This is a genomic window from Pseudoalteromonas piscicida (genome assembly GCF_002744175.1).
GTDB lineage: Bacteria > Pseudomonadota > Gammaproteobacteria > Enterobacterales > Alteromonadaceae > Pseudoalteromonas > Pseudoalteromonas piscicida_B.
On sequence record NZ_NKHF01000024.1, the window covers coordinates 45834 to 66498 of the forward strand.

Here is a 20665-nt window from a genome sequence, read left to right on the forward strand (position 1 = left end):
GTTAAACGAAAGACCTCACATACTGTGAGGTCTTTTTATATTTATCTTTGCCAAGCATGATTTAAATGGTGAAGATGACACCTTTTCTCTAATTAATCAGAGGTTTGAATAAGGAATTAGCTCACTCATTGTTTTTAAATCACATTAAATCACTTCCTGAGCTAGTCAGTAAGTTTTGGGGATAACCGCGCTTCCGTGTCCTACTTTCGTTAAGGTATCTACACCTTGAAGGCAGGTGGATTTACAAACCAATAGCTCTCTACTGGCAGTAAGTTCAACGAAGTTAGCGGCTAAAACCAGCAGTTAGAAAGGCATTAATTATCCGAAGCTCAGGTTAATTAAGCGTCACTTTTAGCTCTTCTGACTTTGTTTGTTGAATAGCATAGATTTTACTACCAGACTTAAAACGATTATCGACAGTGCCTTCTTGCATTCGAGACAAGGTTACGTATGAGCTACAGGCTTTACTTTTGTCTAGGTCTTCATCATTAAAACCGTCAACACTGCCAAGTAGAAGTGTAAATTGGCCCGAGTTATCATCTAATTCGGCCTGGTGAGAAAAAGTAGAGATGCCTCCCGACTTAGTTGTACAAGTAGAAGTAAAGTCTAAGATCAAAGACGTATCAGGGTTAATCTCTGGCTTCCATTCAACAATGATTCGTTCATCCTTTCTGAAGCTAGAGAGTACGGGAGAATATAGAGTAACAGTAGCAGGTAAGAAGACAGATGCAGTTAGTTTCTGATTTTCCTTTTCACGGATCAGCTCCAGTTTGAACTCAGTCCCTTGCGTTGTCTGAGAAAAGTAGCCTTGATAGTCGATATCCAAAAAGTCTTTATCCATTTCTAACACTTTAAACTCTTCGCCCACAGTAGCCTGAACTTGATCGCCATCGCTAAGAATAATGTTAGCCCCAGTGCTACTGTTTAGATTAAATTCGGTCACAACCCTCGAACGCTCGCCATTCGCAGTAAGACGGATATCGGCCCATATCCCTTCCGTTTTAATGACATTGGATGTGGTTGATTCACTTGAGCAACCGGTGGTACCGATAATACAGAGCAAACTTACTAAGCTGTAAAGATGTTTCACTTTCACTTTCATTTTCATTTCCTTTGACTTGTCGAATTCGACTTAGTGTATACACAATTTTTAGTTACTGTAATGGGTATATAATAATATGTAACAAATTAATAAAAAGAAAGCGTTAAAAGGAAACATCCATGTTCCTAGATAAAAACATCGCCATATTAATTCGTAAATATGGAGATACTATGAATATGTAGTGCTACCAGTTAACCTTCACAATTTCTTGTTAAAGCAAGTTACTTCATTGAAAAATTTGCTATTGTTAACCCGAGTTTATGGCAACATAAGGTATCTCTTCTAGGCAAATAAAAGCCCAATATAAAATAGTAAAAAGCTCTCTTACGAGAGCTTTTGGGCTATGTGTTACTAGGAATTAACAAAATCTACTTTGAAGAGGGGGGAAGTAACATTTTGCTTTAGTTCAGAGTAACGCTGAATTTTTCAGATTGTGTTCGCTGAATTGCATAAATGGTACTGCCAGACTTAAAGCGACTATCAATCGTGCCGTTACGCTTTCTAGAAAGGGTGACATATGATTTACAAGGTTTACTTTTATCAATAGTCTCATCTTCGAACCATGCAACGTCGCTAAGTTCAAGGTTATATTGTCCCTTGCTATCATCTAGCTTGACGTTGTAACCAAACGAGAAAGGATCGTTGGTATTGGAAGTACAAGTCGATGAAAAGTCGAGTTCTAAAATTGTATTCGGTTCTGAAGCTGCTTTCCATTCTATAAGTATTTGCTCTTGGAGTTTAAAAGTAGACGTTACGGGAGCGTACAATGTGACTTTGGAAGGGAGGTTAACTACTGAGGTAAGTGTTTCATTTTCCTTATCTCGCATTAGCTCTAGCTTAAACTCAATGCCTTGAGACGTCTGGCTAAAATATCCTTGATAATCGATATCAAAAAAATCTTCATCCATCTCCAACACTTTAGTTTCGTTGCCTACAGTCGCTTGTACTTTGTCATTATCACTAAGAACTATATTGGCTCCTGTACTGCGATTAACATTGAACTCTGTGACAACTCTTGAGCGATCTCCATCAGAGGTCAATCGAATGTCAGCCCATATCCCTTCAGTTTTAACTACATCAGATGTTGTTGACTCTGTTGAGCAGCCCGTTGCGCTCAAAGCACAGATCAAAACTGTCAAACTATAAATATGTTTCACTTTCATATCCTTTGCTGTTGATATCTGTTGGTCTTTCTTTAGTGTATGTGATATTTACAGTATCTAGAATGGGAATTTACAAATTATAACATTTTACAACAAGGTGTTTTTCTGGCGTAACTTTCACTGCTTGTTTGCATTAATAATTAATCCACATTCACTATATTATTGATTCTTAAGGTTGATAGCTTAAGCATTTTTGACATCACCTTTTCACCGTTAAGACCTTTAAGGCCGATGGTAATCGTGGGGTCAGCTTGCGACCAGTCAACGTCGATAAAACCGTAATTAACATCATGAGTAAACCCTAACACTCTGTGTTTATTTGGACTCACTTGTTTCCACTCCTCGGTAAGTCCCGAGCTTGTAACTTCCCAAAAAGGGTAACCTCGGTAATCCACTTTTGAAATCTCACCCCAGTGGGTGTCACCACTAACCATGATAACACCCGCTAATTTTTCGCGAGTGACGAAATCTAATAGGCGTTGTCTATCTTGTGGGTAGTTTGCCCATGATTCCCAGCCTGTAAACTCTGGTAAAAGTTGCAGACTTGAGGCGATTATTCTGATAGCTGCGGGCTTTTTTAATTCAGACTCAAGCCATCGCCACTGTTTTTCACCCAGCATACTGGTACTTTCTAATGGGCTATACGGTCCCATGTTTTTTGGTTTTCGTTTACTATAGTAATCTGACTTTGAGACGGAGGCTATTGGAGGGCGATTCCATCTTAAGTCAGGCATAATGACGCGGATTAGTTGCGCTTTGTCGCCAAATTCGTAAGAGGTATAAATTCCCCCTTCTTGAGTCCGCCTAGGTGAGTTCTTAGGCTCATTCCAAAAGTCTAGCATCAGTTGCCTCGAGGCGGATTTTTGCGGGTATTCCCGTCCGGCATCATTTTCACCATAGTCGTGATCATCCCAAATTGCGATGGCTTTTGATTGTTGGCGAAGCAACTTAATTCCGGCATTTTCCCCGAGTGTTTGATATTTTTTTGCAAGCACATCCATATCCCTAGTATCGCCATAAATATTATCCCCCAAAAAGATAAAAAGCTCGGGGTGCTCTTTATTTATTGCATCCAAAATTGGCATGGCTTTATCTTGATGTGAGCAAGAACCGAAGCGTATTTTCGATATTGCTGCTTGCTCATTGGCATTTGCATTGACGGTAAAGAGAATCCACAGAACGCATAGTAATAGGTAGCTTCCTATTTTTAACCGTTGAGGAAGAGTAAAAGAGAAGCAATTCATGGTACTACGCCCTCAATCGGCTGTGCTATTTTATCGCTATATGCATCTGGATCTTGCCCTAAAAGCAATAGAGCGGTGGCAGTCACCTGCGCCAAAGTCTGCTCTTGTTTTGGTATGATCAGTCCTTTGGCGGTAATCTTCGGCCCGATCGCGGCAAACCAGATTTGTTCTGAGCCGACAATGCCATTCGGTTGCTGCTCAAGCATAGTGGGGTAGTTCTTTTCGATTGCTGCTTTGGAAGAGTGATGTGTCCAATCTTCGCGATGCATACCTCTACCATGATCGGTGGTTATAAGCAGGTAGGTATTGTCTTTGTACTGTGGCAGCGATTGCAATGTCTGCCATAAATCAGCCAGAATATTATCTGCGCGGTGGATCCCCTTTATGTACTCATCATAGTTGCGGTTATGCGCGTAATCATCTGGCTCACCAAGCGCTAGCATCATCGCTCTGGGCTTTCGTGTTTGCAGGTAAGCTTTGGCATATTGATAGGTGAAAGCATCGAAGCGTACAGAAGACCAAGGGCTTGGAATTTGTTTTTGCAATTCATTTAAAAAAGCGAGTTTAGCGTCCTGAGTTTGTTCTGCACCTTCAAATCCCGCGTTTATGTGTAATTGGCTTCGTTCACGATTAAAAATGGCAGGAAATACATCCCAACTCCCAAATACTGCCAGGTTCTGTTTAAAACCCGGCTGCGTTTGTAGCCACTCTAAAAAAGACACATTTGGATTTGAATTCTTTTCATTTGAATCAATACTCGGGTCTGCATGGCCGGTAATTACCTCGTTGTAACCGGGATAAGAAAAGTACCAAGGATTGGCAACCCGCATATTAGAGTTTTGTTTTCTATCGCCCAATATGACCCCTTCGGCCGCTATTTTTTGCCATAAAAAAGGCATTAGTAATTCACGACTTTCCTCAACATTTTGACCTTTAAATAGCGCACTTAATGCTTGCGGTTTACTTGTTGAGGTGTGATCGGCAAGTAGTTCATCATCAAGACCATAAAAGACTTCTTGCCACCTTACCCCATCAATGGTTACTAAGATTAAATTTGGTGCAGATTGTTGCGCTTGTGAAAATAGGCTACAACTGAACAGCAATATAAAAATGATACGTTTCATTTCATCTCCCAAGCAAAAAAGGGCACCAGAGTGCCCCAATTCGTTTATTTTTTATTATTAGAAAGTCAGTTTAAAGTTTACCGCTGCGGTACGAGGAGCACCAATCCATGCCGACTGACCGGCTATTCCGCCTAAGTAACTTTCATCTGTGAGGTTGTTAATAGTGAGTCTGAGTTCCATATTTTCAACACCTGATAATGGTGAATCGATTGCAACACCCGCATAGAAATCAGAAGTCATATAGCTATCAACACGCTGAGTATTTTTGGCATCCATGTAGCGATCACCAACCCACTTTGTCGACAAGCCTGCAAAGTAAGGACCTTCAGCCCAATCAATAGAGATGACGGCTAAATCTTCAGCTGAACCGAATACGGTATTGCCTGCTGGGAAGTCATTTAACCCACCGGTATAGGTTGAGTCATTATAAGTGTACGACGCATAAATGCCCCAGCTCGTGGTCACATACCAAGTTGCAGACGCTTCAAAACCATTTGACTCAATCCCCCCACGTTGACATAAGAACCATTTGTACCGATCAGATAATCAATGCCATCTGGTGAATCTGGCGCAATAAAGCTGATCCGATTATCAAAGGTAACATCATAATAGGTTAAGCTGGCATTAAATTCGGTAGACGAATATCTAAAACCTAAGTCTATATTTTCAGCGGTTTCCGGCTCAATTTGTTCAAGTGCTGAAGCTTCACGCTCCAATACATTATCTTTGATGGCCGCAAAGTTCTCGGCATAACCGGCAAAAAGCTCTAACCCTTCTATCGGCATGGGGGCAACAATACCCGCGCTTAGCAGTGCATCCGAGTCTGAGTCTAGGGCGACTTTTTGACCGCTAAACTTGTCGACTCCCTCAAGCTCCACTAAGAACTTTTTGGCACCAAGGCGTACACGAGCCAAGCCAAAGTCCAGCTCATCTTCTATGTAAAGCATTGTTGTATCAACATTAAATTCTCGGCTATATTGGATCCAATACGGCGTATGGTCAAAGTTAGCGGAGACTCGAGCGTCAATCCGTTTGTGCCAATCTCGCCACTCTTCACGCTGATAATCTTCATACCAAAAACCTGCGCGAATAGTGTTGTCCATATCAGCTAACTTGCCGTAAAAAGTAAAGTCGGCATTGATTCCGAGGCGGTCTTTACCGTAGTGCGTATGTCGATAAGAGCCGACTGGAATGGCGCCCGCACCGTAACAAGCTGGGTCGTATTCTTCGTCAGCGCCACCGTAAGGGAATGTGAGGCTTGAAGTACATTTAGCATTTGGCTTGAGCGCTTTGCCTTCATTATCAACAAAGTAAATTCGTCCAATGGGGCTACCACCGGTGTAAGGTGCGCTACCTGTCACTTCTGAGTGAGGTTGATTAAGGCCGTCATTGTTAATGTCAACTAGATAGGGCGGTACCCAATCACCACGACCCTCATTGGTGTGATAATAAGCGTTTCCTGTGAGTGTCCAATTAGTCTGTTCATAGGTTGCTTCTATATAGCCGAAAATGTTTTCGCGGTGAGTACGCCAGCCATTGCGGTATACTTGGTCAATATGTGGAATGCCAGTGATAGTATCCGTTAGCCTATCCCATGCTGGATCTGCTTCAAATTGCTCTTGGCTTACACGTTGATAGTTTGCCTCCACCACATCATCATATGAGGCGTAAGCTTTTACCGTAAGTGGGCCTTGCTGATGTTTTACTTTTGCCGCCAAGTGGTCACGCTCGTTATTGGCCACTTGTTGGATCCAATCTGAGTTACTTGAACTTGAAACGCTTATCCACGCATAGGTGTCTGCAAAGATCTCTCCGGTTTCGTAGCGAGCGAAGTATTTTTGTGCTTCAAAGTCGCCTGAGGTTAGCGATAGTGTTAAACCTTTTTTCTCACTTGGGTCGATAGTGGTAAAGTTTAATGTACCCCCTAGCGCTTCATTTGAGCGTGAAGCAATGTCTGCTGTACCCTGTGATACTTGCACTGCACTCAAGTTTTCGGTGTCGATATAGCGGTTAGCTTTTGCACCACCACCATAGTTAGAGTTACCGTTGGCGATACCATCGACCGTGATCCCTATCTGTTGCTCATCAAGGCTTAGCTGAAAACCACGGATAGAAACTGTAGTGGACCAATCATCAGAGCCAAAAGTGTCTCCTTCGTTGATTAATACGCCAGGTAGGTTGTCGATAACAGCAAGAGCTGAAGTCATCGCTGACTGTTGCTTGGTCATCTCTTCACTTGTTGCGTTATTCGCAAAAGAAACACTCTGTCCTACAACGGTAACTTCCTCAAGCACCTGCTCGTCTTGGTTTTTGCCATCATTGGCGTAGGAGTTCATTGCTAAGGTTGAAAGTAGGGTGGTGGTTATTAGATTTAATCTACGTTGCGTTTTCATAGTTGTTCCAACTTCTAAATTTATTGTGATCGCTGAAAGAGTCGGCGCAATTATGGGGAACTTTTATGACAGCTCATCTCATTTTTATTGAACGTTCAATTAATGAAAGTTTAAAGAATTAAGACAACAGCCACCGATGAGAATGGCTTGAATTTTATCTAATCCGAGGTTTGGATAAGGGATGTGCTAACTCATTGTTTCTTTCAGAACACATTAAGTTATTTTCTTACCTAACCAGAACGTTTTTGGGGATAGCATCGCTTCCGTGACCTATTCTCGCCAAGGTCTCAATCTCCTGTAGGCAAGGCGAATTTACGTACTAATAGCGGGCTATTGGAAGTGAATTCAACGCAATTAGCACCAAAATGGGCTGCTAGAATGGTATTAATTAACCAAAGTTCAAGTGAGTTAATCAACTAACATGCATAAGTTCAAAAGTGTATATAGTCGCTCTAGCCGGTTGTAGCTATAACAGCAGCTAGAGAGCTAGTTATTATGCCGAGTTCAGGCTTTTCAGGTTTTTGTGGGTTTATATTATTTGTGCATGAGGTGATGCGGTGTAAATCCAGCACGTTTTTCCTGAATCAAGGAGAGCAGACACTCGCTGATAGTCGCTTACTTCATACTCATCGGCTTGAGCTAACTCGGCTTCTGTAATTAAAAAGACAGTCCCTTCTACTTTGTCTTCTTGGTTATCTGTGGACAGCAAAATAGGGTGGATATCCTTTTGGCTACTGGCAATAACGGCAGGATCTGTTATTTTTACTTGGCCGACTCTAAAGCCGAACAGCACTGCTTTTTCACCTTCAAGTAAACGACCAAAAGTATCTAATTGCACTTGCTTCTGGTGAAGGGTGCCATAGGAAAACAATGCTTGCATAACGGCTCATACCAATTGAATTAATTTTCTAATCAATTTGAAGGATGAAATAGCATCGTAGTATCGTTAAAAATTTCATATTTAGAACAACTAAATAGCAAAATTTTGGCTTAGCTATTAACGCTATTTCTGCGCCTCAAATAGCTCCTTTTTTTAATACATTTGAGGTTAAGGTACATCTTTAATGCAGTCAATATAGGTCTGGCGGCCTGCCAACGTCAGGTTGACTATAGTCGCATACCCCATCTGGATAAATTTGCCGTAATGCGGGGATCGCTGGCGTAATATCGACACCTGCATAGATGCCTTTGGCGATAGCCTGTTCAATTGAAATTCGTGCACATTTAAATGTATCACCAGCCCAACTTGCCCCAGCTTGGATCCGACTAGTAGAAAACATCGGGTATCTGGCTGTGCAAGTACCTTGAGGTTGGTTATTCCAGATCCCATTAAAGACACTATCGCCACTAGCGATGACGTTACCTTGTTCATCAAAGCAAGTGTCAAATAGCGTTGCAGGTTTTGCGTCAGCTACCGATAAACTGGGATTTTTTTTGAGATTAAGTAGCCATTCGTCCATTTTTTCAAATGCTAGTTCTGTTGGATTAAATAATTGATGGGCGACCCAAATTACTTGATTGCTAGGGGTTGAATTTGCAGCTGCGATTCTTAAACGAGTGTAGAAAGAAGCAGACATATGGTGCATATCTAATTCATTTTCTAAATAATGTCGAGCGTCAATAATGGGCAAGTTGACCTTGCCAATAAACACTTGACCAGAGCGATAAGCATTTTCCATCGCCTGAAGGCTGCCTTGATGCCGAGGTGCAACACCATGTTCATCTGGAGTCGTAATATTATGGTTGCCCCAAAGTGTTAGCCAAATAGGCATATTGTGACCAAAGGGGAGGGCTATCTCCTCTTGCTGCATCTGTGCTTGTGGTTTCCATGCCCCGATATTTTTATTAATATCAATAAACTCCTCTAAGGTGATTTGCTGCGCTTTTAATGCTTCTAAGCCGTACTGAACGCCCTGATTGTCCCATGTACTCAACCCCAGTCCTTGCTCGTCGGTGCCGAATACATTTGCCATGTCCTGCCAGTAACTCCAATTTGTCCTGTCTACAACATCATCCTCAAAAAAAGCTCTTAAAAACCCTTGCCGAGGATTGTTAATAAATGCAGACAAACCAAAATATCCGTTAATACACTCGCTGTTTCCATCTGGAAATGACGGAACAAATCCAGACATCAGTTGATTTAACGGCTGTAAAAACCCAGCCCTTTGCGGAAAATCATTGATGGCATTCATTCCTTCGATATGACGACGTCGTGTCCAGTCTCTCCATGCTTTACGATCGTTTGCACGAAAGGTGAAATAATTATTGAGCAAGTCACAATCAAGGGCATAGGTGGTTTGTGTGATCATATCTGGGTAACTGTACAAGGGGATTAGGCCATCTAAAATCCCTTGGCTATTTTGTGCTATCAGATACTGAGCTAAGCCACCTCCAGAGCCACCGATACCCACAGTATAGAGAGGCTCCCCGTAGAGGCTAGTGAACTGTTTTTTGACTCGTCTTGCGGTATCTTCTGCGAGCAACATATTGTAGGTGTAACTGGTTTTGTTGCCACTTGAGCTTATTACCGCATAGCCAAGCTTCAGTTGTTCAATTTGTCTGTCGATAACCCGTTTTGCCTTTTGTCTGCCTTGTCTAAAACCAATACCTGAGCCACCATTAAATTGATAAATAAGTCGTTTATTCCAACGAGACTTCGCCTTTCTATCGCCTATTTCCTCTGTAGATATTGGCATGATTAGCGTATAGATAAAGCGATTTATTGTTCCTTGCTCTACCCGTAACAGCGTACCGCTGGTAGTTAGTGCTGTGTGTTTATCCACAGCAATAATTTGGTTTTGTGGCGTGATCTTAAAGTAACTTAGGCGAGTTTTAGCTGAGCAATCTTTGCTGTAGCCAATGATTTTACCAGATGGCTTTGCTACGACTGGCACACCCAGCCCGAGTTGATTATCGACTTCAGGTTGACCCAGGCCCGAGTTAGACGTCATACAATAGAAGGGATATTGATTTGGCCCTGAATATAAGTTAGTTGTCGGTCCTATTTGGCCGATAGCGATTGGAAACTGAAATGTTTCTTGTGGCCTTTCAATCTGAGCAATATGAGGATAAAAATCTAGTGTCGGACGCTCATCGCTGGTCGCAATTTCCTTCACACTAAGTATTTCAGGCTGCTGATTGATCACCCAATACCAATAGCCACATCCAACAAAGAAAACGAATAGCAGTGATACAGTTAACCACATAAAACGAGGCTTCATAAATGGACTCCTAGGCGTGCTAGCCACTCAAGCAAAGCGATACCTTAAGTGTAGAAGCCGGAACGGTTACATGTGGTTATTTGTTTGTTATTTGAACATGAAAAAATTGCGTGTAGCGTTAAAAACTTTCACCTAGGTATTTGACTTTAATAGACTTTAAAGTGCTTTTAGGCACTTTTTTTAACAGCGACTCAACCTGCTTCGCATCTACTTCATTTGACGTTTTATAGCCCATAAATTGCGGTTCGGCATGAAACGGACGAGGTAAAAATGTGACTGCTAATTGATGGTGCTTTATCATTTCTAATGCCCATATTTTATCCACCAACACAGCATCAACACGGTTATTACTCAATACCGAAAAAAACTTTTTCCCATCTTCATGATTTTGCTCATAGAATGAACGCTTAACAATGGCGGCATTGAGCTTTTTTAATCCCATGAGTACGGTTTCTGGGTAGCTGTAGTCTTCTGAGATCATAACTCTTGGCGCGTTAAGTTGGTAAAAGTCATCGGGATTTGTGAAGCGACCTTGCTTGACTGCTAAAGACAGTTGCCAAGTAGTAAAGGAGGTTGAAATAGTGGAAAAGCCATCCGCGCTATCAACGTGTAAAGTAAAATCAAAGAGTCCATCGGTGACGCCCGCCAGGCAACGACGGTAAGGCAACTCATAAAATGTGACGCGATAGTGACTAGTAGCCAAGGCAGCCTTTATAATGTCAACCTCTATCCCTTTAGCTTGCTTATGCTTATCAAAATAGCTGTATGGCCACCACCTTTCAAAACAAATATGTATGTCTTTGTTTTCGGCTTTTGCCTGCATTGCTGTGCAAGCGATAGCGATTAATAAGAATAGAAAAGTCCGCATTGACAAGCGCATCCCAAATTACCTCTTGTAAGGGTAATTTGGGAATTAAAAAAGCGCAACAATTGAAGTTGTTGCGCTTTGCTACCAATTAGCAAAAGTAGAAAGCCCTAGTACTGATAAGTAACCGAAACCCCCATATTGCGTGGGTCAACAACACCAACATAGCCATATTCATAGCGACGACTACTCGGAGAAACTAGCGTAAATGCTTGCTTGTCAAAAACATTATTTACAAATGCAGCAAACAACCAGTTATTAACTTCATAATCGACATTAAAGCGGGAGATAGTGTAATCACCAGCAATACGCTCTTTGGTGTTACCAATTTCACCGTAATACTCGTCTACTTTCATGGTACTGAATCCGAGGTGCAAATCATCAGTTAACCAGTATTTCAACGCTAGGTTTGCTGTAAAACCTGGTGCTGAACTGAGTTCATTGCCATCAAATGCTGAGAATTTCGCTGAATCATCCTGGATTTCTGTTCTCAATAGTCCTGCGCCACCACGGATCTGGAGGTTACGAGTAAGCATCGCTGACACCTCAAACTCGGCGCCATAAGTGATTACTTTATCCATGTTAGCAATCTTGTACTCTGGATCGTTCGCTTGATAGCCTTTATAGTTATTGTAAAAGAGGTTTGAACTGATATTTAAATCGCTAGTAGGGGCTGAGCGAAGCCCTATTTCGTAAGTATTAACGGTTTCAGAGTCGTAATAATAGTACTCACCCGCTTCCCAGTGTAAAGCACCACCAGCACCGTTATAACCACGTCTTGCACTAAATGAAGCTGTGGTTTCGTCGCTTAGTTTATATTGCAGCACAAGTTTGGGCAGGCGAATCGTTTTTTCTTGGTCTAGAATGGCACTATTAAGGCCGTTGGCGGTATTAAAGTTAATATCACGCCACTGCGACTCTCGCTCAATTCGAGCACCTGTGATAACGGTAAACTCAGGATTTACCTGATAACTTACTTCTCCATAGATGGCCTTAGATGTACTGTCATCACCACCAAAATAGTCTGCGCGTCCGTCACTGTGATAAGTTTGTTCTCGGTCGTAGTACGCCAGCCCCACAAATCCAGATAAATCGTCGGCACGATAGTTTAACTTGAGATCAACGTTGACATTGTCTTCGTTCATTCTCATTGCTTGTTCAAAGGCAGGGTTGGCTTCGTAGGAATCAAAGCCAAAGTTATAATCCATTTTTGCAACTAATACTTCGTAGTCAAGTTGCTGGCTTAGTTCATGATTAACTTTGAGGCTTGTTGTTTTAGCGTTAGTGTCCATATAGCGCTCCCAAGCAGGCACGAAGGCACTTGGATCGTTGGCTATGTAGTTTGTACGCCCAGTATTTCCTTTTTCGGAAGCCACCGAATGGCTGAGTAATGCACTGACGTCGTCAAATTGACTAGGTTGCCAAAGCAGTTTAAATCTTGCTTTTTTTGTGTTGAGCTCGTTTAGGTCGAACTTTGCAGGGTTATCTTTATACTCAATACTATTATCGTAATCCTCACCGTCAACACGCTGTCCTGTAACGCGAAATGCTAACTCATTATCAATGAGTGGACCAGATAGCATAATTGATTTATCAACATAACGACTTTCATTTCGGTAAGCCACACGCCCAGCACCTTCCCAATCAAAAGAAGGATCTTTGGTTTTGATAAACATGGCTCCACCAATGCTATTACGACCATGGCTAGTGGATTGTGGTCCTCTTAGAACTTCTATTTGTTCTATGTCCCACATACCGGTATCACCAGTTAGGTCCGCCACAAACGGTTCAGCAACACCGTCAGTAATGGTGGCTACTCGCGCTTTAGCACCACCAGAAACACCATTAAAGCCAGTGGCAGAACCATTCCCTGAAACGCCCCGAATATCTGGTTTCGCACCTGAAAGTACAACAACATTGGCAATTTCAGAAACAGCACTACTTAAACTTAAATGGGTTAAATCTTTTAATTGAGATTCGTCTATCACAGAGACAGAATAGGCCGTATCTTTTAAGCTACGAGCCGTTTTCTCGCCAAGGACGATGATTTTTTCGATTGATTCGATTTCTTTATCGTCATCAGCGTGACTGAGTGGAGAGGCTAGTACTGCAGAAACACAAAGTGCTACAAGAGATTTATTTGTAGGGTATTTATTCACCAAGGTGATCCTTCTTACCTGATATCAGTTTTATTCAAAATAATGGGTGTTTGATATAAAAAATAACAAGCCCTATCAGTGTGCTGAAGGGTATGATTTTGTTGTTATTTTAGGTTTATCGTAAATGAAACTGATTATCATATCAATTGCACTTTGTGTTGCTGAAATAAAAACATTCGCTATAATCTTAACCCGACCATAATTTGAAATTTGATTGTAAAACGGAGTTTTACCTTGCTAAGTGTTTTTTTCATTTCCTTGCTGGTTGTTGCAATTACCTTAATTTATTGCACAAATAAGCATCAGCGTTTGCTAAGTCGCGCACTTCCCAAATCTGCCAAAGTCGGTGGTTATATTTTATTGTTCATCGCTTTTTTGTGCGCTGTGCAAGCCTTTGTTGGTGCAGCTATTGTCTTTAGTTGGTTGTTAGGGGTTATGGTGCTCACCGCGCTAATCCCCATTACGATTTTGATCTTATTTAGGAAGTCCCAATGAGCAGAATGACACAAGCGGATAAAATCCAGCCCGACTGGTGGGGCAAGACACTTGCAGGGGTCATACTTGGACTGGCACTGAGTTTTGGGTTAGTTGGCCTTTTTGCATGGATTGGCGCAGATGGTTTAACACAAACGTTAAGCCCTGCAAGGCAAAGCTGGCGCACGCAATTTAGCATGTGGATGATTTCGCCTATTTGGTTACTTATTTTAAGTTTTGTTTTTATGTTCAAAAATACAAAGCAAGCAGTGCTCTGGCTTGGAGGCGCTAATTTAGTTGTCTATGGTATTTTATTTGTTGTGAGAGGGATGGCATGAAGATCCGCGCTGATATTTTAAGGATTTATCAAAGTGTACATACGTGGACGGGAGTAACAACAGGCCTGTTGCTGTTCATCGGCTTTTTTGCAGGTGCAATCACCATGTTTGCAGGCAGCATCGACAAGTGGGCAACGCCTCCTTCACATCATTTACCTCAAGTTGATGCAACTCAATATGATGGGCTGATCCATCGGGTATTTGAACAGCACCCTGAAGCACTCAATGGGATAAAGGTGAGTCTTGAGGACGGCCACTCTCCGGTTAATTGGTATCAGCAAGGTGGGGCTCGGGGCTTGAGTCTTGATAAAACGCTTTGGCACGGCACCTTAAATGACGCCGGTGAGCTTGAAGCACACACCAGCTACATCAATGAGTTATCATCGTTAGTGGATTACCTCCACCGTAGTGCAGGCATCGTAGGTGAAATTGGTCATGATCAGGCTGGTGTGTATGTACTAGGCATTGCCGCAATTTTATATTTTATTGCGCTTGTTTCAGGGGTTATTTTCTTACTCCCGACGCTAGTTAAAAGCTTTTTTGCCTTAAGAGATAAAAAAGGCGCAAGTCGTTTTTGGCTTGATACTCATAATCTAATCGGGATCACCAGTTTACCGTTTCATATTATTATCGCCATCACAGTGATCGTATTCGCATTTCACGATATTCTATACGATGGCCTAGGTAAACTGTATGGAGATAAACCCCTTTTTGCGCGCCAAGTCCCTCCAGCCGTTGAGTATAAGGTGGAAAACCTGCCAAGTATTGATGTGATTTTGCAAAAAGCAAAAGATTACGCTCCTGGCTATCAAGTTAAAGAAATAACGTTGAGTCGATTAAATAGTGCAAGGCCCTCAGCGTCAATTCAATTACTAAGTGATAGGCATTTAATGCGTGGTCCAGAAGCGGACTATTTGTTCATGAACCCTTATACATTTGAGGTATCGGCCAGCAGCGTCGCAGACGATGCCCAAGGGGTTTGGGGAGCAGTAGTGACCACGCTATTCGGTCTTCACTTTGGAAGTTATGGCGGCGAGCTTGGTCGCTGGGCATATTTTATTATGGGCATTTTAGGTGCGGTGTTGTTTTATACTGGAAATCTACTGTGGCTCGAAAAACGTCGTAAACAAAAGCAAGTGGCACAGTCAAAATCAACTCAAATAATGGGCAAACTGACGGTCGGTGTAGCAATGGGATCTATGCTTGGTGTTGCAGCAGCATTTGCTGTCACTAAATGGGCCGCACAAACTACAGCGAATATTAATATCGTATATATGTGGGTCTATTATCTTGGCTTCTTCATCACCCTAGTGTCTGCATTTGCTTTAGGCATGAGTAAAACGGCGATTTGGTCACAAAAAGCAGTCGCCATTTTGTGTTTTTCTCTACCACTTACCTCTGTTATTGCGTTAAGCGTACCAAACCTTGGTGTTTGGCCTGCAATGGAGTGGTCGTCAATTGGTTTGGAATTAACGGCAGTGATTGTTGGTATTATCTTCTGGAAAATGGCGAATAGAACTCGGCACAGAGCATATTTTGGTGAAGCCAACAGCATTTGGTTTATTGGTCAGCAGCAACCTGAACAAGTGTTACAATCGCAGTCTGCATAACAAATATGGAAAAAGGAGCAACTCGCTCCATTTTTCCATACAATTTGATGTCATCTATTTTTTCAAATCTGTTATTCTACGCGTTTTGAAATTCTCTACGGAAAAGTTATGGAACTTACTGCTTGGTTAAGTCTGGCTGCAATTTGTGCTTTTGGGGCGATGTCGCCGGGCCCTAGTTTAGCTGTTGTTTTGCGTTACAGCTTATTTCATAGTGCCAAACATGGCATTGTTGCCAGTCTCTCACATGGCTTAGGTGTGGGAATTTATGCAAGTTTAGCTATTTTGGGTCTATCTGGCCTGATCCATCAATTTCCAATCGTATATCAGTTTTTAGTGTATGGTGGCGCAGCTTACCTAGCATGGATGGGGATTAAGATTTTAACGAGTAAGAGCCAGGGGCTTGCCGTATCAGACGCTCAAGCCACGACATCGTATGCTAAAGCTGCGCAGGACGGTTTTGCGATTGCGTTTTTGAATCCGAAATTAGCTATCTTCTTTGTTGCACTCTTTTCGCAGTTTATCGACCCCGAAAAGATGACGTTAGCGGTGGGTTTTATCATGTGTCTTACTGTACTCACAATCGATGCGTTATGGTATTTTGTTGTTTCAATTGTAAGCGCCTCAGCAAGAGACAAATTCGATTTAACAGCCAAGCGTGCGGTGATTGATAAAATACTGGGCTGTGCCTTTTTACTGCTCGCGATGCGAGTGGTTTACCAATCCGTTTAACCTATTCCTTTGCGCTGGACGTAGTTGTGCAGAATAAACGCTTTAAGCTTTTCATTATCGGCTTTATTCATCGCAAAGGATATGGCGAGCTCCAGCGGGCTTGCCACTTTTATCGAATGGACGTTTGCAAATAGTGGCATTGGGTCGGCAAGGTACAACTTAGCGATCCGACTGATTAACCTAATTTGAATTGCACTTGCTTGGTAGGGGAAAGTATTAAGCAGACCGCCGGATTGTGAAATGGAAACCATATTGAACGGCATCAAATGCGTAGACAATCTCAGTCTTACAGGGGTTGAGGGGCAAGTCCGCCAACTGCGAGCTGTGCCTGTTTGTGTCGCTTCAAGAATGTTTGGAGCCTCCGTGCTATTTTCTAATAAATCAATCAGAGTAGAAAGGTCGTTGAGCGGAAACTCGACTTGTTCGTGATCACTTTTAGCTACAATACTAAACTGTGAATGACTAGAGATACTTGCCAGTAACTTTTTGATTTCCTCGTGAGTTTGTTGCGTTCGGTCTCGATTCTTATCCGACAAAAGCGGTTGATTATTGCTATTGTCTGCCAAAGTTCGATTTATGAACAATAACTCTTCCTTTGTCAGTTTCATGATTTAGCACATCCATTGGGTGGTTGATATTTGTACAGCAAGGTTTGTACCAAATTACTAACCGCCGTATCTTAAAAATAGCCAAAGTTCAATTGGGTAAAGCCGCCACTTGTTACGACAATACATTGCTCTATCACTGTAAAGGCAAGAAAACGTACCAAAGCGGCAATGAATTGCCCATGAAGCAACTATTTAAACCTAAAACCAAATAATCTGAACTCGGCATAACAACAGGTTCCATAGCAGCTGTTATTCCTGCAACGCTCAGGGTGTATAAAAGTATTTTAAATACAATAATTTATATCGTTTTTATCTAAACATCTGGTTAAATGCTACGGTGTTTTAAGCTTGCTTGATTAACTTATCGACAGTTATTGAAAAATATTGAGATGGAATGGTGTTTGCTAATAACTAGACAAACTACCTCGCGAATACTGTGATTATCTCATGCAAACATTTTTTATAAGGCCCCAACTCTCGGGGCTTGACGATGTCTCGATGCAATCTGTACCTGAGTTTGTTTTACTCAAGGAAGGTGGGCATTTAGACTCAAATAAAACCATAGAGCATAGTGATGCTTTCAAACAAAATTTGGCCGAAGCGATAGGTTTTAAGCCCCCTACAAAAAACAAAGACACTGAAGGGGAGCCGCTGAAATTTCAGTTTGCTGACTATGAAGTACTGTTCGACGTTACAAAACTCACAGAACAAGATGAAGCCGTTTTAGAAAAGCTAAAAGTGTTGCTGGCAGAGATAATGACGAGCCCGATAACGCCCAATATTAGCAGTAAAGATCAATCACAATTACAGCTGTTTGAAAGTTTAGCATTAGATTTCCTTGCTTATAAGGAATTATCTAAGCGGCTCGAAATGTTAGCAAAGCTCGATCATGAAACTGAAAATCAAACAGCACTGGTACAGCAAGACAAAGATCGCATTCGCGCTGTGATTGCAAGTTTACATGCTCGCCTAGAGAAGGGGCAAGAGGCTGTATTAGGCGGGACCACATTAAAAGCTTTGGATTTAAACCGAAAAGATTTTGAGCTCGAATTAAATTGTCTGTTTAGTAGTCAAAGCTTTGATTCAAACAATCCGGTAACAGATTTGTTCTAAGTTAACAGCATTAATAAGGAAGCGAGCATACAGTAGCTGTGTACTTTAATTTCGCTTTTTTTAATTTATGCTGCTTTGGAGAAAGTGGACCTTTGCTCTGGAAATGATAGATTTTGGTTTAACATTTTTTTTATGGTGTTTTTGTATTATTATAGGAACAGGTCGGTTTTGTTATAACTTAAAGGAAAATCATAGATGAAAAAAATACTTATATTATGTGCAATGTTTTTGTTTTCTGAGGGCGCAGTGGCACACAAACGTTTAGACGAAACAGAAATAAAGAATATTCGTGTTAGACCTACTCTTACATATGTTCTTTTCGAGGGATGTCGTTATTATTCAAAAATATATCTCAGAAATGACTATGATACATCAATGTTGTCGGTAGCACTAACGGCTGCAGCTGCAAGTAAGAAAGTTGAAGTTCATTTTCTCGATGATAACAGTTGCTCTCAGGTTGAAACTGAAATTGCTTTCATTGATGTAAAGTTTAAATAAAGTTGTATAACTTATATTAAAAGTTGGGGTGGAATAAATAATTTCACCCTTATAAAGTAGATGGTGTTAACATTATCTCTCTGTACTTATCTTCTTTGCTTCGAACTCAAGTTAAATGAACTTGAATTAGATAGCCTATTTACCCATGTTGGCTTTGACTCAGATATACCCGTAACCACACTCACTTAATGCTAAAGAACCTCAAATTAAGTAAATTTTACGCAAATTATACGGCAACGAAATTTCGACAAGGATAGAATAAAAACATAGCGCAAGTTGGAGTCACTATGTTTTCCGAGAATGGATTTATTGCCAAGAACGAGTACCTCGTTAGTTTTCTGGTTTTGCTGTTAACCAGTGCCTTTGCCGTTGCCTTAGACTCGCTGTTACATTCGGCGATCAGTGTATTGCTGGTATTACAGTTGGGGGTTGTTGTTGTTTCTCTCATCGCGAAACGTTGGATGGCACTGGGGGTGGCGATTCTTAGCAGCCTAGTGTTCAACTTCTTCATTACAGACCCCAGATACACGCTTCATATGAATAACACAGAAGACGTGGTCAATTTAGTGGTATTTATTGCTGTGGCATTAGCTACCAGCTACTTATCTAGTTATATCAAAGAGCAAAAACAGCAGCTTTTGGTTGCGAATGTACGCTCCAATATCTTGTTGTCGGTTTCTCATGATTTACGCACACCGCTCGCTGCGGTGATGGGAGCACTCGAAACACTAGAAACCTATCGTGATAAGTTAGACCAAGATGAGCAAAATGAGCTGTTGGGATCGGCACGGTCGGAAAGCCTCCGTTTGTTTCGCTATATCGAAAATATCTTGCAAGCCACCAAGTTACAGCAATCAGGGAGATGAGCTTTCGCTTTTGAAGCAACCTACGTCTATTGATGTCTTGATCGATAACGTGATTTTGCGGCTAGGCGCGCCATGCGTCTCGAGAATACCACAGAATATGAGTCCAACTCTCACGATACAAGCTGCACTCATTGAGCAAGCTCTATTTAACTTAATCGAAAATGCAGTCACCTTTAGTCCCGATGGAGAGCGGGTTGAGATTTCCTTAGGAGAAACGCAGCAGGCGTTGTTGATATTTATTCAGGATAATGGTCCTGGGATCCCCGTTGCTCGGCAAAAAGAAGTCTTTACCGCCTTTAGTTCGTTTCGACAAAGCGCCAGTAAAGACGGTGGCAGTGGCTTAGGGCTGAGTGTGGCTAGAGGTATTATTCGTGCGCATGGCGGTGATATTCGCATTTTGCCGACGACGCAAGGCTGCACAATGGAAGTTAGTTTGCCAAAAGAGGAGGCGCATTGATGACTCACACCATTTTATTGATTGACGATGAAGAAGAGATCCGTCGTTTTATCCGCTTAGCATTAAAAGCTGAAGGGCTGAATTATGTGGAAGCCAGCACCGGAAAGGAAGCTATGTCGGTGCTAAAAGGTGAGCTGCCAGACTTAGTAATCTTAGATCTCGGGCTACCTGATTTTGATGGATATAGTATTTTGAAGAAGATCCGAGAAACCAGCAAGCTACCAGTATTGATCTTAACTGCACGAGATCAAGAGGCTGAGAAGGTTAAGCTGCTGGAGGGCGGCGCAAACGACTACCTGACGAAGCCATTTAGCATCAAAGAGCTGGTGGTGCGCGTCAAAGTGTTATTACGAGATTTAGTACCAAACAAACGCTTGCTTGCCATCGATTATGGCAAGTTGATGATAGATCTACAAAAGCATCAAGTCATTATGGATAACGCACCATTAGCACTATCGAAAAAGGAATTTGCACTACTCAGTATGCTTGCACAAAGAGCACAAGAATTAGTCAGTCAGCAAACCTTATTAAAGCAAATTTGGGGCGAAAGTCATGTGGAAGATAGTCACTATTTACGGATTGTGGTCAGCCAGTTACGTAAGAAACTCAGTGACAATGCAGCTACACCAAAAATTATAGAAACTGAGCCCGGGGTTGGTTATCGGTTTTTACTTTTACCGCTCAATAAGCATTATTCATAA

General features: G+C 41.8%; 17 protein-coding genes and 1 pseudogene. 8 read left to right on the forward strand and 10 right to left on the reverse strand.

Translation table 11 applies throughout. The features are described from left to right. Window positions 1-334 precede the first annotated feature (334 nt). The 9 genes and pseudogenes from CEX98_RS05180 to CEX98_RS05220 form a co-directional block, all read right to left on the reverse strand. On the reverse strand, window positions 335-1102 hold the full coding sequence (locus CEX98_RS05180; RefSeq protein ID WP_242441631.1) for a hypothetical protein: 768 nt from the start codon (window positions 1100-1102) through the stop codon (window positions 335-337). A gap of 401 nt (window positions 1103-1503) precedes the next feature. Further along, entirely contained in the window at window positions 1504-2259 is a 756-nt protein-coding gene (locus CEX98_RS05185) for a hypothetical protein (RefSeq protein ID WP_431520154.1), read from the reverse strand. A gap of 146 nt (window positions 2260-2405) precedes the next feature. After that, the gene (locus CEX98_RS05190; RefSeq protein ID WP_099641052.1) at window positions 2406-3509 is read right to left on the reverse strand and encodes an alkaline phosphatase D family protein; all 1104 of its coding nucleotides are present in this window, start codon (window positions 3507-3509) and stop codon (window positions 2406-2408) included. After that, window positions 3506-4633, reverse strand: coding sequence for an alkaline phosphatase family protein (locus CEX98_RS05195; RefSeq protein ID WP_099641053.1), 1128 nt, complete (start codon window positions 4631-4633; stop codon window positions 3506-3508). The genes CEX98_RS05190 and CEX98_RS05195 overlap by 4 nt, the downstream gene beginning before the upstream one ends. Window positions 4634-4690: 57 nt before the next feature. Then, a pseudogene (locus CEX98_RS05200) lies at window positions 4691-7026 on the reverse strand (TonB-dependent receptor). Between the two features lie 529 nt (window positions 7027-7555). Continuing rightward, window positions 7556-7906, reverse strand: a complete 351-nt coding sequence (locus CEX98_RS05205; RefSeq protein WP_099641054.1) for a gamma-glutamylcyclotransferase family protein — start codon at window positions 7904-7906, stop codon at window positions 7556-7558. A gap of 190 nt (window positions 7907-8096) precedes the next feature. After that, entirely contained in the window at window positions 8097-10247 is a 2151-nt protein-coding gene (locus CEX98_RS05210) for a DUF6351 family protein (RefSeq protein ID WP_099641055.1), read from the reverse strand. Window positions 10248-10365: 118 nt separating this feature from the next. After that, entirely contained in the window at window positions 10366-11115 is a 750-nt protein-coding gene (locus tag CEX98_RS05215) for a substrate-binding periplasmic protein (protein WP_099641087.1), read from the reverse strand. Window positions 11116-11222: 107 nt separating this feature from the next. Then, on the reverse strand, window positions 11223-13271 hold the full coding sequence (locus CEX98_RS05220; protein ID WP_099641056.1) for a TonB-dependent receptor: 2049 nt from the start codon (window positions 13269-13271) through the stop codon (window positions 11223-11225). Between the two features lie 491 nt (window positions 13272-13762). On the opposite strand from CEX98_RS05220, the gene CEX98_RS05230 reads away from it, so the two are divergent. The 3 genes from CEX98_RS05230 to CEX98_RS05240 all read left to right on the forward strand — a co-directional run bounded on the left by CEX98_RS05230 (window position 13763) and on the right by CEX98_RS05240 (window position 16422). Next, window positions 13763-14083, forward strand: a complete 321-nt coding sequence (locus tag CEX98_RS05230; protein ID WP_099641058.1) for a hypothetical protein — start codon at window positions 13763-13765, stop codon at window positions 14081-14083. Beyond that, window positions 14080-15693, forward strand: a complete 1614-nt coding sequence (locus CEX98_RS05235; protein ID WP_099641059.1) for a PepSY-associated TM helix domain-containing protein — start codon at window positions 14080-14082, stop codon at window positions 15691-15693. The genes CEX98_RS05230 and CEX98_RS05235 overlap by 4 nt, the downstream gene beginning before the upstream one ends. A gap of 108 nt (window positions 15694-15801) precedes the next feature. Then, window positions 15802-16422 carry a LysE family translocator gene (locus CEX98_RS05240; RefSeq protein WP_099641060.1) on the forward strand — a complete coding sequence of 207 codons (621 nt, stop codon included), beginning with the start codon at window positions 15802-15804 and terminating at the stop codon, window positions 16420-16422. Here the strand turns inward: CEX98_RS05240 and CEX98_RS05245 are convergent. Continuing rightward, the gene (locus tag CEX98_RS05245; protein ID WP_099641061.1) at window positions 16419-17030 is read right to left on the reverse strand and encodes a hypothetical protein; all 612 of its coding nucleotides are present in this window, start codon (window positions 17028-17030) and stop codon (window positions 16419-16421) included. The genes CEX98_RS05240 and CEX98_RS05245 overlap by 4 nt on opposite strands. Window positions 17031-17477: 447 nt before the next feature. On the opposite strand from CEX98_RS05245, the gene CEX98_RS05250 reads away from it, so the two are divergent. From CEX98_RS05250 to CEX98_RS05265, 5 genes are all read left to right on the forward strand, one after another. Next, entirely contained in the window at window positions 17478-18143 is a 666-nt protein-coding gene (locus CEX98_RS05250; protein WP_242441632.1) for a hypothetical protein, read from the forward strand. A 195-nt stretch (window positions 18144-18338) separates the two neighbouring features. After that, a complete protein-coding gene (locus tag CEX98_RS05255; protein ID WP_099641062.1) occupies window positions 18339-18641 on the forward strand; it encodes a hypothetical protein in 303 nt (100 codons plus the stop codon). 287 nt (window positions 18642-18928) lie between these two features. Continuing rightward, on the forward strand, window positions 18929-19507 hold the full coding sequence (locus CEX98_RS23225; RefSeq protein ID WP_242441633.1) for a sensor histidine kinase: 579 nt from the start codon (window positions 18929-18931) through the stop codon (window positions 19505-19507). Between the two features lie 97 nt (window positions 19508-19604). After that, on the forward strand, window positions 19605-19964 hold the full coding sequence (locus CEX98_RS23230; protein ID WP_242441634.1) for a sensor histidine kinase: 360 nt from the start codon (window positions 19605-19607) through the stop codon (window positions 19962-19964). Further along, a complete protein-coding gene (locus CEX98_RS05265; protein ID WP_099641063.1) occupies window positions 19964-20665 on the forward strand; it encodes a response regulator in 702 nt (233 codons plus the stop codon). Before CEX98_RS23230 ends, CEX98_RS05265 begins: the two co-directional genes overlap by 1 nt.

Coding starts and splice junctions, on each gene's coding strand:
- CEX98_RS05195 (WP_099641053.1), bottom strand. CDS start 4,633: ATGAAACGTATCATTTTTATATTGCTGTTCAGTTGTAGCCTATTTTCA.
- CEX98_RS05210 (WP_099641055.1), bottom strand. CDS start 10,247: ATGAAGCCTCGTTTTATGTGGTTAACTGTATCACTGCTATTCGTTTTC.
- CEX98_RS23230 (WP_242441634.1), top strand. CDS start 19,605: ATGAGTCCAACTCTCACGATACAAGCTGCACTCATTGAGCAAGCTCTA.
- CEX98_RS05255 (WP_099641062.1), top strand. CDS start 18,339: ATGAAAAAAATACTTATATTATGTGCAATGTTTTTGTTTTCTGAGGGC.
- CEX98_RS05230 (WP_099641058.1), top strand. CDS start 13,763: ATGAGCAGAATGACACAAGCGGATAAAATCCAGCCCGACTGGTGGGGC.
- CEX98_RS05240 (WP_099641060.1), top strand. CDS start 15,802: ATGGAACTTACTGCTTGGTTAAGTCTGGCTGCAATTTGTGCTTTTGGG.
- CEX98_RS23225 (WP_242441633.1), top strand. CDS start 18,929: ATGTTTTCCGAGAATGGATTTATTGCCAAGAACGAGTACCTCGTTAGT.
- CEX98_RS05265 (WP_099641063.1), top strand. CDS start 19,964: ATGACTCACACCATTTTATTGATTGACGATGAAGAAGAGATCCGTCGT.
- CEX98_RS05250 (WP_242441632.1), top strand. CDS start 17,478: ATGCAAACATTTTTTATAAGGCCCCAACTCTCGGGGCTTGACGATGTC.
- CEX98_RS05215 (WP_099641087.1), bottom strand. CDS start 11,115: ATGCGGACTTTTCTATTCTTATTAATCGCTATCGCTTGCACAGCAATG.
- CEX98_RS05180 (WP_242441631.1), bottom strand. CDS start 1,102: ATGAAAGTGAAAGTGAAACATCTTTACAGCTTAGTAAGTTTGCTCTGT.
- CEX98_RS05190 (WP_099641052.1), bottom strand. CDS start 3,509: ATGAATTGCTTCTCTTTTACTCTTCCTCAACGGTTAAAAATAGGAAGC.
- CEX98_RS05205 (WP_099641054.1), bottom strand. CDS start 7,906: ATGCAAGCATTGTTTTCCTATGGCACCCTTCACCAGAAGCAAGTGCAA.
- CEX98_RS05245 (WP_099641061.1), bottom strand. CDS start 17,030: ATGAAACTGACAAAGGAAGAGTTATTGTTCATAAATCGAACTTTGGCA.
- CEX98_RS05235 (WP_099641059.1), top strand. CDS start 14,080: ATGAAGATCCGCGCTGATATTTTAAGGATTTATCAAAGTGTACATACG.